Source organism: Arthrobacter sp. MMS24-S77 (assembly GCF_054888235.1).
Genome location: NZ_JBTZRN010000001.1, coordinates 4,063,147 through 4,077,392, shown reverse-complemented (window position 1 = coordinate 4,077,392; position 14,246 = coordinate 4,063,147). Strand labels below are relative to the sequence as shown.

14 protein-coding genes are annotated in these 14,246 nt (G+C 63.0%); 11 read left to right on the top strand and 3 right to left on the bottom strand.

Annotated elements, in window-relative coordinates; genetic code table 11:
- The first annotated feature begins 13 nt into the window (after nucleotides 1-13).
- Genes ACX5I4_RS18750 through ACX5I4_RS18730 form a run of 5 tightly spaced genes read left to right on the top strand, consistent with a single transcriptional unit; the run spans nucleotide 14 to nucleotide 5,155 of the window.
- Nucleotides 14-748, top strand: a complete 735-nt coding sequence (locus ACX5I4_RS18750) for a FadR/GntR family transcriptional regulator (protein WP_461837984.1) — start codon at nucleotides 14-16, stop codon at nucleotides 746-748.
- On the top strand, nucleotides 745-2,157 hold the full coding sequence (locus ACX5I4_RS18745) for a glutamine synthetase family protein (protein ID WP_461837983.1): 1,413 nt from the start codon (nucleotides 745-747) through the stop codon (nucleotides 2,155-2,157). The genes ACX5I4_RS18750 and ACX5I4_RS18745 overlap by 4 nt, the downstream gene beginning before the upstream one ends.
- Before the next feature lie 4 nt (nucleotides 2,158-2,161).
- The gene (locus ACX5I4_RS18740) at nucleotides 2,162-2,968 is read left to right on the top strand and encodes a gamma-glutamyl-gamma-aminobutyrate hydrolase family protein (RefSeq protein ID WP_461837982.1); all 807 of its coding nucleotides are present in this window, start codon (nucleotides 2,162-2,164) and stop codon (nucleotides 2,966-2,968) included.
- Nucleotides 2,965-4,329 (top strand): aldehyde dehydrogenase family protein, encoded by a 1,365-nt coding sequence (locus ACX5I4_RS18735; RefSeq protein WP_461837981.1) that lies wholly within the window; start codon nucleotides 2,965-2,967, stop codon nucleotides 4,327-4,329. The genes ACX5I4_RS18740 and ACX5I4_RS18735 overlap by 4 nt, the downstream gene beginning before the upstream one ends.
- 43 nt (nucleotides 4,330-4,372) lie before the next feature.
- Complete coding sequence (locus ACX5I4_RS18730; RefSeq protein WP_461837980.1) at nucleotides 4,373-5,155, top strand: 3-oxoacyl-ACP reductase; 783 nt, start codon at nucleotides 4,373-4,375, stop codon at nucleotides 5,153-5,155.
- A gap of 69 nt (nucleotides 5,156-5,224) precedes the next feature.
- Here ACX5I4_RS18730 and uraH read toward each other — a convergent pair whose 3' ends face one another.
- Nucleotides 5,225-5,566, bottom strand: a complete 342-nt coding sequence (uraH, locus tag ACX5I4_RS18725; protein ID WP_184739442.1) for a hydroxyisourate hydrolase — start codon at nucleotides 5,564-5,566, stop codon at nucleotides 5,225-5,227.
- Nucleotides 5,563-6,090, bottom strand: a complete 528-nt coding sequence (gene uraD / locus ACX5I4_RS18720) for a 2-oxo-4-hydroxy-4-carboxy-5-ureidoimidazoline decarboxylase (RefSeq protein WP_461837979.1) — start codon at nucleotides 6,088-6,090, stop codon at nucleotides 5,563-5,565. Before uraD ends, uraH begins: the two co-directional genes overlap by 4 nt.
- Nucleotides 6,091-6,449: 359 nt before the next feature.
- Between uraD and ACX5I4_RS18715 the strand changes: the two genes are divergently transcribed.
- Nucleotides 6,450-7,544, top strand: a complete 1,095-nt coding sequence (locus ACX5I4_RS18715; protein WP_461837978.1) for a pyridoxal-phosphate-dependent aminotransferase family protein — start codon at nucleotides 6,450-6,452, stop codon at nucleotides 7,542-7,544.
- Between the two features lie 153 nt (nucleotides 7,545-7,697).
- Here ACX5I4_RS18715 and ACX5I4_RS18710 read toward each other — a convergent pair whose 3' ends face one another.
- Nucleotides 7,698-8,624, bottom strand: coding sequence for an Lrp/AsnC family transcriptional regulator (locus tag ACX5I4_RS18710; protein ID WP_461838770.1), 927 nt, complete (start codon nucleotides 8,622-8,624; stop codon nucleotides 7,698-7,700).
- A 282-nt stretch (nucleotides 8,625-8,906) separates the two neighbouring features.
- On the opposite strand from ACX5I4_RS18710, the gene ACX5I4_RS18705 reads away from it, so the two are divergent.
- From ACX5I4_RS18705 to ACX5I4_RS18685, 5 genes are all read left to right on the top strand, one after another.
- The gene (locus ACX5I4_RS18705; protein ID WP_461837977.1) at nucleotides 8,907-9,767 is read left to right on the top strand and encodes a transporter substrate-binding domain-containing protein; all 861 of its coding nucleotides are present in this window, start codon (nucleotides 8,907-8,909) and stop codon (nucleotides 9,765-9,767) included.
- A gap of 69 nt (nucleotides 9,768-9,836) precedes the next feature.
- Complete coding sequence (locus ACX5I4_RS18700; RefSeq protein ID WP_461837976.1) at nucleotides 9,837-10,571, top strand: amino acid ABC transporter permease; 735 nt, start codon at nucleotides 9,837-9,839, stop codon at nucleotides 10,569-10,571.
- A complete protein-coding gene (locus ACX5I4_RS18695; RefSeq protein WP_461837975.1) occupies nucleotides 10,568-11,374 on the top strand; it encodes an amino acid ABC transporter ATP-binding protein in 807 nt (268 codons plus the stop codon). Before ACX5I4_RS18700 ends, ACX5I4_RS18695 begins: the two co-directional genes overlap by 4 nt.
- Nucleotides 11,364-12,407: a C-terminal binding protein gene (locus ACX5I4_RS18690; RefSeq protein WP_461837974.1), complete on the top strand. Its 1,044-nt coding sequence runs from the start codon at nucleotides 11,364-11,366 to the stop codon at nucleotides 12,405-12,407. The genes ACX5I4_RS18695 and ACX5I4_RS18690 overlap by 11 nt, the downstream gene beginning before the upstream one ends.
- 40 nt (nucleotides 12,408-12,447) lie before the next feature.
- The gene (locus ACX5I4_RS18685; protein WP_461837973.1) at nucleotides 12,448-14,121 is read left to right on the top strand and encodes an amidohydrolase; all 1,674 of its coding nucleotides are present in this window, start codon (nucleotides 12,448-12,450) and stop codon (nucleotides 14,119-14,121) included.
- The last annotated feature ends 125 nt before the right edge of the window (nucleotides 14,122-14,246 follow it).

Sequence of the window (14,246 nt, the reverse complement as noted above, 5' to 3'; positions counted from 1 at the left end):
AAGGAAGGCCACCATGTTGTTCGCCGAACCGATTGAATCCCCCCTTCTGGAGACGGTCTTGCTTCCCGTGCGCGGACACATGGCCTTCGAATCGTGTGTGGAGCACTTGGGTTCCGCCATTCAATTGGGCATCTTCAAAACGGGCGAGCGGCTACCTCCGGAGCGTGATTTGGCCGAGCGCATGCAGGTCTCCCGGGCGACGTTGCGGGAAGCGATCAGCGCGTTGCGCGCAGCCGGTTTCGTCACGACCGTCCGGGGGAGGGGCGGTGGAACCATCGTCGAGCCTGTGGGCAACGCGCGCCCGCCGGAGCGTCTTGGCAACAAGGACCGGCAGGAGGAGATGAACGACATCCTCATCTTCCGCTCGGTGATTGAACCGGGGGCCTGCCAGCGGGCGGCCTCGATGCGGCTCAGCGAGGATCAGCGCCGGCTTCTGACTGACTCGTTGGCCGAAGTCGAAAACGCGGGTTCACCGGTGGAATACAGGCAGGCAGATGCCCGCCTTCACCTGGCTTTTTCAGCCGTTGCGGGGTCGTCCGAACTCAACAAGGCCAGCACCACCATCCAGACAAAGATCCACGAATTCCTGGCGGAAATCCCCTTTCTGCAACGGAACATCGAACATTCAAACCAAGAACATCGATTGATAGTGCAGGCCATCCTCGACGGCGAGCCTGCAGCGGCCCGAAGCGTCATGGAATTGCATTGCGAGTCCACTGCCGCACTACTCAAGGGACTACTGAAATGAGCAGCACCATGAACAACAATTCGAACACTGTGGGGACCACTGTTCACCCGCGCAATGACCGTATGCTCACCGTTGAGCAACTCAAAGCGCAGATTGGCGAAGGCCTCATAGACACCGTGATTCTCGGCTTCACCGACATGCAGGGCAGGCTGCAGGGCAAGCTCCTTCACGCGCAATTCTTCCTGGATTCCGTCCTGGAGCATGGCACCGAAGGCTGCAACTACCTCCTCGCCGTTGACACCGAAATGAACACCGTAGACGGCTATGACATTTCCTCGTGGGACAAAGGCTATGGCGACATGGTCTTCGACATGGATTTGGACACCATCCGCATCCTTCCCTACCGCGAGGGGAGCGCGCTGATCCAGTGCGATTTGTCCATGACCGACGGCACTCCGGTCTCCGTTTCACCGCGCGCCATGCTCAAGCGACAGGCAGCCAAAGCAGCCGAACGTGGATGGAAGGCGCTTGCCGGAACCGAGCTCGAGTTTGTGGTCTACAACGACACCTACGAGCAGGCATGGGACCTGGATTACAAGCACCTCACTCCTGCCAATCAATACAACGTGGACTACTCGCTCTTGGGATCCGGCCGGGTGGAACCACTACTTCGCCGGATCCGGAACGAGATGTACGCGGCTGGCATGACCGTGGAATCCGCCAAAGGCGAATGCAACTTGGGCCAGCACGAGATCGCGTTCAAGTTCGATGAAGTCGTGACAACGGCGGACAACCATTCCGTCTACAAGACCGCGGCCAAGGACATCGCCCATGACATGGGCCAATCCATTACCTTCATGGCCAAGCCCAACGAGCGCGAGGGCAATTCCTGCCACATCCACCTGTCCCTTCGTGGACTCGACGACGAGCTGGTCTTCTGGGACAAGGCCACCGGCGCCCGAACCAAAACCTACGATCACTTCATCGCTGGAGTGCTTGCCACGATGCGGGAATTCACACTTTTCTACGCCCCTAACATCAACTCCTACAAGCGGTTCGTCAAAGGATCGTTCGCTCCGACGGCGGTAGCCTGGGGCCTCGATAACCGCACCTGCTCGGTGCGCCTGGTGGGGCATGGTCAAAGCGCGCGGCTGGAAAACCGGCTGCCGGGTGGCGATGTCAACCCGTACTTGGCACTCTCGGCCATGCTTGCCGGCGGGCTCTACGGAATCGAAAATGAGCTCGAACTCGAACCGGCAACCATTGGCAGTGCTTACACTTCGGGCGCTCCCACCGTGCCGACGACTTTGCGGGAGGCCCGGGAACTGTTCGCCAACTCGGTGATCGCCAAGGAAGTCTTTGGTGAGGAAGTGGTGCGGCACTACGTGAACTACGCCGACGTCGAACTGGCAGCTTTTGAGTCCGCCATCACGGACTGGGAGCTCCGCCGCGGTTTCGAAAGGCTGTAGGGCAATGACACAGAACCAGACGCCCACCCCGGTCGCGGAATCAAACCGGCCGCCTCGTATCGCCCTCACCACCTACCTTCAAAACGCGAAATGGGGGGTTTGGGACGCAACAGCGGCAGTTCTGCCAGGTGCATATTTGGAAGCCGTCGTAGCGGCTGGCGGCACACCTCTCCTGCTACCGCCTATCGGCACCGATACTTCCGTACTTGACCTGGTGGATGGCCTCATTGTGGTGGGAGGGGCCGACGTCGACCCCGGAAACTACGACGCCGAGCCTCACCCCAGCACTCGCAGCCAGCCCGAGCGGGACGAGCACGACATCGCGCTGACGCTGGCCGCTTTGGAGAAGGGCATTCCGCTTTTCGCGATCTGCCGCGGTGCGCAAATCCTGAACGTGGCCCTGGGCGGAAACCTGATCCAGCATGTGCCGGACGTGCTGCCCGAATCGAATTACCAGCCCGCGCCAGGGGTCCATGGCGAGATTGAGTTCGGTACTCGGCCGGGGAGCATCATCGCCGAGCTACTCGGCGAACGGGCATCGGCGCCTGTCTATCACCACCAAATTCTGGACCGGGTGGCCGACGGGCTTTGCGTCACGGCGTACGCAACAGACGGCACCATCGAGGCTGTCGAATCCACCCAGGGAAGCTGGGCGCTTGGCGTTCAATTTCACCCGGAACAAAACCCCTCCGATCTGCGCCTCTTTGAAGGATTCATCGAAGCAGCCAGGAGCTACCGGGACGGCGAACCCCACGCTGACCGCCTCGACTCATCGACGCAGTTCAAACCAACAGAAAAGAGTCGGGCGTGAGTGCCACAACTTTTGACATCATCAATCCGGCCACCGAAGAATTCCTTCAAACCGTTGAGCTTACATCCCTCGCGGAGACCGACGCCCTGATTGCCCGCGCGGCAGCCGCCTTTGAGTCCTGGCGGAAAGTGTCGCCGTCGGACCGGGCACTGCTCTTGCGCCGGTTCGCGGCCGCCGTCGACGCCGATCTGGAAAACCTCGCGCAACTCGAAGTCCGCAACGCGGGACATACGATTGGCAACGCCCGCTGGGAAGCGGGCAATGCGCGCGACGTCATCAGCTACTACTCAGCGGCCCCGGAACGGCATTTCGGGCGGCAGATCCCCGTTGCCGGGGGCCTCGATCTGACGTTCCACGAGCCATTGGGCGTTGTCGGCATTATTGTGCCGTGGAACTTTCCGATGCCGATCGCGGCGTGGGGCTTCGCTCCGGCGCTCGCGGCTGGAAACACAGTGGTACTGAAGCCTGCGGAACTTACGCCGCTGACGGCGATGCGGCTGGGTGAGCTGGCGCGCGAGGCCGGACTGCCCGACGGCGTGCTGACCATCATCCCAGGGAAGGGCTCCGTGGTGGGGGCGCGCTTCGTGACCCACCCCGCCGTGCGAAAGGTCGTCTTTACCGGGTCTACCGGGGTTGGCAAGCAGATCATGGCCGGCTGTGCTGATCAAGTGAAGCGGGTGACGCTCGAGTTGGGTGGCAAAAGCGCCAACATCGTGTTCGCCGACGCCGACCTTCCCGCCGCAGCCGCCGCAGCTCCCGGAGGTGCGTTCGACAACGCCGGCCAGGACTGCTGTGCAAGGTCCCGGATCCTGGTGGAAAAGTCCGCCTACGATGCCTTCCTTGAACTCTTGGAGCCTGCTGTTCGGGCTGTCAAAGTTGGCGACCCGGCTGATGAAAGTACCGTCATGGGGCCTTTGATTTCCGCCCGGCAAAGGGAAACCGTCGCGGGCTTCGTGCCTTCGGGAGCACCCATCGCCTTCCAAGGCGAGGTGCCCGAAGGGCCCGGTTTCTGGTTCCCACCCACCGTTCTGGCGCCCGATTCGTTAGACGATCCGGCGGTGCGTGAGGAGATCTTCGGACCCGTCGTCGTCGTCGTTCCCTTCAACGACGAGGCGGACGCCCTAAGGATTGCCAATGACACCGAATACGGCCTTTCCGGGTCGATCTGGACCCAAGACATTGGCCGGGCCTTGCGCGTGGCCCGCGGGGTGGATGCCGGCAACCTCTCGGTGAACTCCCACTCTTCGGTCCGGTATTCGACGCCGTTCGGCGGCTTCAAGCAGTCAGGCCTGGGCCGCGAGCTGGGTCCCGACGCCCTCGATTCCTTCAGCGAAGTAAAGAACGTTTTCATCGCGCACTGACCCCACCAACTTTGGAAGCCCCATCATTCAAGGAGAGATCACCATGACCGAATTCATTTCAAACCGACTCAAGGATCGCACTGCCGTCATCACCGGCGGCGGGAGCGGTATCGGCTTGGCCACGGCAAAGCGTTTCGCCTCGGAGGGTGCCAGTGTGGTCATCGCCGATATCGATCCGGCAGCTGGAGAAGCGGCAGCCGCTGCCGTCGATGGCATCTTCGTAAAGGTCAATGTCACGGACGAGCAGGAAGTCATTGACCTCTTTGCCACAGCGAAGAGCCACTATGGCAGCGTGGATATCGCGTTCAACAACGCGGGCATTTCGCCGCCGGACGATGCATCCATCCTTGACACGGGAATCGACGCGTGGCGCCGGGTCCAGGAGGTCAACCTGACCAGCGTCTATTACTGCTGCAAATACGCGCTGCCGTACATGTTGGAACAGGGCAAGGGCTCGATCATCAACACTGCGTCTTTTGTGGCTGTGATGGGTGCGGCCACATCGCAGATTTCCTACAGCGCTTCCAAGGGCGGCGTGTTGGCCATGACCCGTGAGCTAGGCGTCGAGTTCGCGCGCAAGGGCGTGCGGATCAACGCACTGTGCCCCGGACCGGTCAACACGCCGTTGCTGAAGGAACTCTTCGCCTCCGATCCGGAGCGGGCCGCGCGCCGCTTGGTCCACGTTCCCTTGGGACGTTTCGCCGAGCCCGAGGAACTGGCCGCCGCGGTCGCCTTCCTGGCGAGCGACGACGCCTCGTTCATTACCGCTTCGACCTTCATGGTTGACGGCGGCATCTCCGGAGCTTACGTCACCCCGATCGACTAGCGGAAGCTTCCAGGTCCGTCGATGGTCCCCACCGGCTCCCTCGCCGGCCGGTGGGGAACTCCGGAAGAATTAGCTTCCCCGGTACGTGGAGAACGCGAAGGGGCTGAGCAGGAGCGGCACGTGGTAGTGCTCGCCGGCGTCGGACACCGTGAAGCTCAAGTCCACTTCCGGGAAAAAGGTGTCCACGCCCTGTGCTTTGTAATACGGACCGGTCGCGAAGTTCAAGCGGTAGCTGCCGCCGTCGACCTTTTCAGGACCCAGGTCCTTGATCCGGCCATCCGCATCAGTGGTGCCGCTAGCAACGTGCCGCCAGTTGTCGCCGTCTCGCACTGAGAGAACGACGGCGACGCCCGCCGCCGGGCGGCCGGAGCCGGTGTCCAGGATGTGAGTGGTGATCTGGGAAACGCTCATGTGTTCGCTCCTTCGCTGCTGACGTTGGCTTCGCTGATCACGCCGGCAAGCCGAAGCAGCGCGATTTCGCGCAACTGTCCCGCCACGATGACGTCCTCTTCTTCTGCGGTATGGCTCAGGCGCTCGTGGAGGGAGGCCAGGATTTCGTTGGCTGTCCGTCCTGCTGCGCGGATGAGGAAGACCCGTCCGAACTTGGCCTCGTACTCACCGTTGCCTTCGGCCAGGGCGGTGACGACGCCGTCATCACCGGGGTCGACGCCCGCCTGTTCGGAGCGGGACATCGCGGCTTCGGTGGTCTGGGCCTTGGGCCGTTCGCCGATCCGAGGGTGGTGGGCCATCGCGGCCGCCACTTCGTCCGATGTGAACGGCTCGGCAGTTTCCCGGGCGAAGTCGAGCAGGGAGTCCAGGCTGCGGAACGGGCGCGCATCGGCGATGTGCTCCACCCAACGCTGGATGTCGAGGCATGGGCGGAGGACGTCGATGGCGTCCGCACGGTCCACGCTGTTGAATACTTCAAGCTGCATGCTTGTTCATTCCTCGTACGAGTGCTGGCATCCATGGTGTTGGCTATGCGGAACTCCGGCGATTCCTGCCGGATGAGCCTGAGCGCCTCCGCACCCCAGGCCTTCCACATCATGGAACTGTTATTTCAGCATACGTAATAGTGAATCCAATGACTGCCGTGGTGTCAAGAGAATATCGCAGGCACGCCCCTCCCGCCCGCCGACGCTCGCTCACCTTTGGTGGCTTCTACCGAAACGCTCGCTCACGTTTGGTGGCTTCTACCGAAACGCTCGCTCACCTTTGGTGGCTTCTACCGAAACGCTCGCTCACCTCTGCTGTCTGGTGGACAATGTCAGCAACGAGCCAAAGGAGTTCCGCCATGCCAGAGGTCCTGACTTCCCGGTATCTCTTCGGACCGGGTCCCAGCAATTGCTATCCGGAAGTGACCGCCGCGCTGGCGTATCCGGTGATCGGGCACCTGGATCCCGTGTTCATCGAGCGCCTTGACCGGACATGCGCGGGGCTTCGGACGGTGTGGGGGACCCGGAACGCGCGTACGTTGCCGCTGAGCGCTACCGGTTCTGGCGGGATGGAAGCGGCCTTTGTCAATACAGTGTCCGACGGCGACGTCGCAGTGATTGCCGTCAACGGCCTTTTCGGGGAGCGCATGTGTGAAGTGGCGCGGCGCTGTGGCGCTACGGTGGTGCGCGTCGACCACGAATGGGGCCAGCCCGTGGATGCGGAGCGGGTCCTCGCCGCGCACCCGCATCCGAAGGTGATAGCCGCCGTCCATGCCGAGACCTCCACAGGTGTCCTGTCCGACGTCGCGCCCCTCGGTGCCGGCAAAGGCGATGCCCTCCTTATCGTGGACGCGGTGACGTCCATCGGCGGACTGGAACTGTTGGCGGACGAGTGGAGGATCGACGTCGGCTACGCCGGCACTCAGAAATGCCTCGGAGTGCCCCCTGGCTTGTCCCCGTTCACGGTGTCCGAGCGCGCATTTGAGCGCCGCGTCAAAGAGCCGCGTTCCTGGTACCTGGATATCGGTCTTCTTGGCGGGTACGTCGGAGCTGCGAGAGGCAGCAGGACTTACCACCACACTGCGCCAGTGACCATGATCGCGGGACTCGAGGCTGGGCTGGACCGCATCCTGACCGAGGGGCTCGCGGCAGTTCAGGCGCGGCATCGTGCGGCCGGTGCCGAGTTGCGGGACGGACTTGAAGCGATGGGACTCCAGCTGTTTGCCGCAGAGGGCTCGCGATTGCCGAGCCTCACCACGGTCAAAGTGCCCGACGGCGTGAACTCGGCCGCCGTTCGCGCTTACCTTTTGGAGAACTTCAGTATGGAGATCGGATCCGGGGCGGGTGCGTTCACGTCCACTGTCTGGCGGATCGGCATGATGGGTCCGAATGCAAACAGGGCATCGGTGAAGTTGGTCCTTGGCGCGTTGGAAGAAGCGATCGCGAAAGCCTGACGCCCGCTCACATATCGGCGCTCAAGCCATGACGCCCGCTCACATATGAAGGCCAGTTCCGGAATGCTCGCTCACTTGTGGCCGGATTTTGGCCACCTATGTGAGCGAGGGTCACACCAAACGGTCTTGTTTGTGAGCGAGCGTTGGGGAAGGCTAGTGCCCGTTGGCTTGGGCCTTCATCGCGAGCATTTTGTCGAGGGGCTTGACGTATCGCTCCTGCACGATCTTCAGGTGCAGCCAGCACTCCACGCTTGCCACGGATTCCATGGCCCGCGCCTTGTCCAGGACTTCGTACATTTCATCCAGGGAGCTGACGCCCACGGTGGCCACGAGGTCGTGCCGGCCAAGGCAGCTGGCGATGAACTCCACGCCGGGCGTCGACGCGAAAAAGTCGATTGCTTCCTCCGTTCCGGCTGCTGTCGAGATTCCGAAGCCAAAGGCCATGGACCTGGAGGAACCGGAGCGGCTCCGGATGGGACCGATCTGCATGACGCGGGCTTCGAGCAGGCGAAGGACCCGAATCCTGGCGGCGCTGGCCGAGAGTCCGATCCGTTCACCGAGGGCTTCGAAACCGAGACGGCCGTCCACCTGCAACTCACTCATGATGAGAAGGTCCGTCTGGTCCAATTCCAGCCCGGGATCCGGCGGCTCTTTGCCGAGGAAGAGGCTGCGGACAACTTCCTTGTACATCAGGACATCGACGGCAGCCACGCCCTCGCAAAGTCGGATAGCCTCCACGTCTTCGTAGAGCCTTTCCACTGTGGGCAGGCGGAGCTCGGCGATGATGCCGTACCTGCCCGTGGTGAGGGAAGCGAAGACTGCGCCGTCCAGCCGGCTCAACTTGTCCAGGGCCGCGCGTGCGGAGCCGTTGAGCTGGATGGAAACATGCGCGACGGCGGTCAGGCCCAGTAGGCGCGGGTGGACTGCTGCGACAATCCGTAGTTCTCCGGAGGACGTGAGCTCATTGACCTTGGCTGTCACGGCGGAGCGCGTCACGCCCAGTTGCTTGGACAGCTCGCTGAACGAGGCGCGGCCATCGGCCTGCAGCAGGCGGATCAGCCTGTCGTCCAGATCATGCATGGTCTTCACAATAACCGCCTTGTCTCTGGGTCGCGGCAACGGGTGCACAACAGGGGTGCGGCGCCTCAGCGAGCCAAGCGCCGCCGTCGTACTCAATACTTTCACGAACCAAGCAATGGACAAGTGTTTTGGATCAATTGATCCTAGTGATCGTACAAAAACTTTGTCACATCAGTATTAAACGACGGATTCGCTTGATTTGACTGGCATTTTCGCTAGCATCGTGATCAGCGCCACATCGGCGTCCTCCGACTCGCGTTTCGGCGCGACCCCAACAGTTCATTGGAGATCGCACATGCTCAAGTTCACGAAGCCCGCCTTGGCGGCCGCTGCGCTGGCCCTGTTGTTGAGCGGCTGCTCCGCCGCAGCCTCCCCAGCTCAACGGGGCAATCCTCGGCCACCGCGCCCAAGGGACTCGCCACGAGCGGCAAGCTCACCCTGTGTATCGACCCCGAATACGCCCCGCTGGAGTACTACGCCAACGGCTCCAGCGGTGACATAGTGGGGTTCGACGCCGATGCCGCCCGCGCGCTCGCCAAGCACTGGGGCGTGGATGCAAAGTTCGAAGTGACCACATTCGATGGCCTCATGCCGGGGCTCCAGACCCGTCGCTGCGATGCCATTTTCGGTGGCCTCTACATGAGCAAGGCCCGCCTGGACGTCGCCGACGCCTCAGCCGTCATGAACGCTGGTCCTGCGATCCTGGCCGCCCCAGGCAGCGCCGGGAATTACAAGACCGCACTGGATCTGTGCGGCCATTCCGTCGCTGCGCAGAGTGCTTCCGCCAACGCCGCGCGCATCACCGCACTCAAAGATGAGTGCAAGAAAGCCGGCAAGGACGAGCCCAAGCTCACCGAATACCCCAAGACCGCTGAAACTGTTCTGGCAGTCCTCAATGGCAAGTCCGAGGCTCTGATCGAAACCAATGTGGCAGCCGCTTACATGGCCGCCCAGAACGAAGGCAAACTCGCAGTGGCTCCGGGAGTCTTCCCCGCGGACACCACGTTCGGTGTGTTCACCCGCAAGAACGATCCTTTGTCTCCTGCGATCGCGCAGGCACTGAAGGAACTCCACCAGGACGGCACACTGGCCAAGATCGCCAAGGACAACAAACTAGACGCCACGATCGTCGACGTCCCCTAACCGCCGTCCTCCCCGCGGGGGCCGCGCCAACACTGTGGCCCCCGCCCCCTAACGCGAAAGGAGTTGGTGATGGAGTTCGATGTCAACATCTTCGTCCAACAACTCGTGAATCCGAGCTACGCGTCCGGGGCTTTCCTGTCCGTCGCCGTCGCGGTGCTTTCACTCGTTCTGACCACGGCCATCGGCTTTGCCGTTGCCCTGGGCCGCACGTCCCGAAGCCGGATCGCCCAGGGTGTGGCAGGCCTGTACACCTGGTTCTTCCGGGCTATCCCGGCGCTGCTGGTGCTACTCATCATCTGGAACGCCTTGCCGCAGCTCTTCCCCGTCCTGCGCCAGGATTGGTTCTCCCCGTTCATTGCCGCGTTCATCGGCCTGGGCATCGTGGAAGCCGCCTTCATGGCAGAGATCATCCGTTCGGCGCTGCTCAGCATCGACGAGGGCCAGGCGCTGGCAGGCCGCGCACTCGGGATGTCGCCGGTCAAGGTCATGCTCAAGGTTGTCCTGCCGCAGGCCATCCGCACGGCGCTGCCTCCCACGGGCAACGAGTTCATCGGCCTGGTGAAGTTTTCCTCGCTGGCCTCGGTGATTTCCCTGCAGGAACTGCTGACCACGGCGCAGGTAGGTGTGAACATCACGTTCCGCTATGCCGAGTACTACGCCGCGGCAATCGTCTACTACCTCATCATCGTGAGCCTTCTGACGCTTCTCCAGAGCTACGTGGAGAAGAAGTTCGTGTGGACCTCACGGTCCAAATCCAAGAAGCCTTCCATCCTGGAACCAGTCGGCCAAGGAGTGCAGTCATGACCCACAGCGGCCCCGAACTCAAACAGGAAATTTGGTCCACCAACGATCCCGTACTTAGCGTGCGGAATCTCCACAAGAGCTACCAGGACCAGCACGTCCTGCGCGGAGTCGAATTCGACATTCACCAAGGACAAGTCAAGGCGGTGCTGGGTCCTTCCGGTTCCGGCAAATCCACCATGTTGCGCCTGATGGCGCTCCTTGAACCAGCCGACGACGGCGGGATCTTCCTCCGCGGGCGGCGCATCGGTGTCCGCGAGAAAGCAAGCGGCGCCGTGGCCCTGCCCGAACGCGAGCTCGCCAAGGAACGCCGCAACATTGGCATGGTCTTCCAGAAATTCAACCTGTTCCCGCATCTGACGGCTTGCCGCAACGTGATGCTCGGGCTGACTTCCGTCAAGGGCATCCACCACAAGGAAGCCGAAGAACAGGCCATGGCGATGCTTCAGCGAGTGGGGCTTTCGCACCGTGCGGGACATTTTCCCTCGGAGCTCTCCGGTGGTCAGCAGCAACGCGTAGCCATCGCCCGCGCCTTGGTGATGAACCCCGACGTCCTCCTCTTCGACGAGCCAACCTCCGCCTTGGACCCCGAGTTGGTGGGCGAAGTCCTGGACGTCATGGAAAGGCTGGCCAACGACGGCATGACCATGATCGTGGTCACCCACGAGGTCCGTTTCGCGCGCCGCGTGGCCGATGAAGTGACCCTGTTCGACAGTGGCGTGATCGTGGAACAAGCCACACCGGACGAGTTCTTCGACAACCCCCAGCACCAACGCACCAGGAAGTTCTTGAGCCATGTCCACTAACGCGCAGTCCGCCACGCCGGAGACCGCGACGCCGGAGCGAACGCGCAACCGCCCCCTCGCCGTCTATACCGACATGGAGGACCTCGATTACTCCGCCGGCGCCGCCCTGCTCGAAGACAGCGGTTACGACGTCCGGTACCTCGGGACCCAGGACCCCTCGGTCATCGCGGAGCAGGCGAAGGACGCGGAAGCCCTCCTGGTGGGCTACGCCCGCGTGACTGCCGAGGTCATGGATGCCATCCCGGGCTTGAAAATCATTGCCCTGGTCTCGATGGGCTTCGACAACGTTGACCTCGATGCTGCCAAGGAGCGCGGTATCTGGGTCAGCAATCTCCCTGGCGTCGCCACCGAGGAGGTCGCCTCGCACGCATTGGCGCTTGCCCTCGCCGTCGCGCGCGAAATTCCGTTCTTCCAGGAACGCGTGGCCGAGGGGGACTGGAACGGCCGCCCGGACGGCAGGGTGTTCCGGCTCAGCCAGGAGCGGCTTGGGCTCATCGGACTCGGGCGGATCGGCAGCCGTCTCGGAGAACTGGCCTCCGGCGTCTTCGGCGAGGTTATCGGCTGCGACCCCTATCTCCCGGACACTCCGTCTACCCGGGAGATGCTGGCGAAGGCGGGCATCCGCCGTACTGGGCTGGAAGAAGTCCTAGCGGAGTCCGCCGTCGTGTCCTTGCACATGCCCCTCTCGGAGGAAACCCGGCACATCATCAACGCCGGAAGCCTGGCCGTGATGCGGCAAGGCAGCTACCTCGTGAACGTCAGCCGCGGGCAGCTGATCGACGACCGAGCGCTGCGTGCCGCTGTCGATTCCGGCCACATCCGTGGAGCGGCGTTGGACGTGCTCGACGTCGAACCGGCACCTGCCGACCACCCGCTCATGGGCCACCCGCGGATCCTCGTGACGCCCCACGTCGGCTTCCTCTCCGAGTACACGCTGGCCGAATACGTCAGGATCCAGGCGCAGAACGTCATCTCCCAAGCCCGCAGCGGAGCCCCGGACACCCCGTTGTTCGAGCTGGCACCCACCCGCTGATCCGGCGTACCGCAAACTTCAACACGCAAAGGTCATTCCCATGTCATTCCTGGCATCACATGAAACTTCCCCCGTAGCCCCGGCAGCAACGCTGTTCTTCGGCGGCCGCATCCGGACCGTCGACTCCCTCAACTCCGTCGCGGAGGCGATGCTGGTCATCGGCAACCGTGTTGCCGCCGTCGGGACGCCACAGGAGTGCCGCGACGCGGCGCTCAAGCTCACGACGGCAGTGCCCGACGTCGTCGACCTTCGGGGCCGCACGTTGGTTCCCGGCTTCATCGACCCGCACGCGCATCCCCTCATGTACGGACAGCTGCTGTCCTGGGTGGATTGCGGACCGGAGGCGGCCCCGGACATCCCCACCATGCTGGAACTGCTGGCGAAGGCTGCGGCTGACAACCCGGGGGACACTCCGATCCGAGGCTACGGCTACGAGCACCGCAACCTGGCCGAACAGCGCCACCCCACGCGGCAAGAGTTCGACACCGTCTCCACGACGCGCGAGGTGTACGTCATGAACGCGAGCGGCCACGGCGGAGTGGTGAACTCCTATGTTCTCGCGAAAGCCGGCGTAGACCGCAACACGCCCAACCCGCCGGGCGGAACCTTCTTCCGGGATCCCGACGGCGAACTCACCGGTGAACTTTCCGACGCCGCGTGCGACATCCTCACCGGAGACGAAGGCGTCAAACTGGGGCACCACGGTCCCAACTTCCACCTCGGGGACAGCAAGGAACACCATCGCGCCCAGCTGCTGCACGCCCAGCGGGAGTTCCTCAGCCACGGCGTGACCACTATCGGCGATGCCCAGGTGACCAAGCGTGAATTTGGCGCCTACCTGGACCTCGTGGAGCGGGGCGAATTGGTGACCCGCATCAACGCGTACTTCCTCTCGAGCCTGCTGGACGAGGTGCTGGAACTGGGCCTCGTGGACAAGTTCGGCGATTCCCTCCTTTCCTTCGCCGGGATCAAGCTCTATGCGGATGGGACCCTGGGCGGCTGGACTGCGTACTTCCCGGAGGGCTACCGCGACGACCCCTGCCGCACCGGCTCGCTCTACCATGAGCCGGCCGAGTACCGTGCCCTCGTGGCCAAGGCGCACAACGCCGGGCTGCAGACGGCGACCCATGCGCAATCTCCCACCGCCATTCAGTTGGTGCTCGACGCGGTTACCGAGGCTCTGGCTGAGAGCCCACGGGCGGACCACCGGCATAGGATCGAGCACTGCGGACTGCCCACACTGGAGCAGATCGACAAAATGGCTGAGCTGGGGATCATGCCGGTCAACCAGCCCCAGCATTACTACAATTGGGGTCCAGGCGTCACGGATGCCATCGGCTCCCCGGGCGAGCGATTCAACCCTCTCGGCGAATTCGTGGCCGCAGCAGTTCCTGTGACTATGAGCTCGGATGCTCCCGTCGCCGATCCCCGGCCGCTGGAAGCCATCCAGACCTCCGTGACCCGCAAGACCCGCTCCGGCGTCCAGTTGGGCTCGGATGATCTTAAGATCGACGTCGTCGAGGCCCTCCGCGCCCACACCATCAACGGTGCGCGGGCCATGGGTCGCGAGAAGGACCTTGGTTCCCTCGAGCCGGACAAGCTGGCCGACTTCGTGATCCTCGCGGCGGACCCGCTTGAGGCCCCCGAAGGAGATATCAGCGGCATCGAGGTTGTGGAGACCTGGGTCAATGGCGTACGGGTGTACGCGGGCTGAGGCTTTCGACGCTCCGCGGCAGGCGCCGCACAGTTAAACCCCGACGTCGACACTCACGGTGAGTGCCGACGTCGGGGTTTCGTGTTGCTTGACGGGCCCAACTAACTCGCACTTAATGTCGTTTT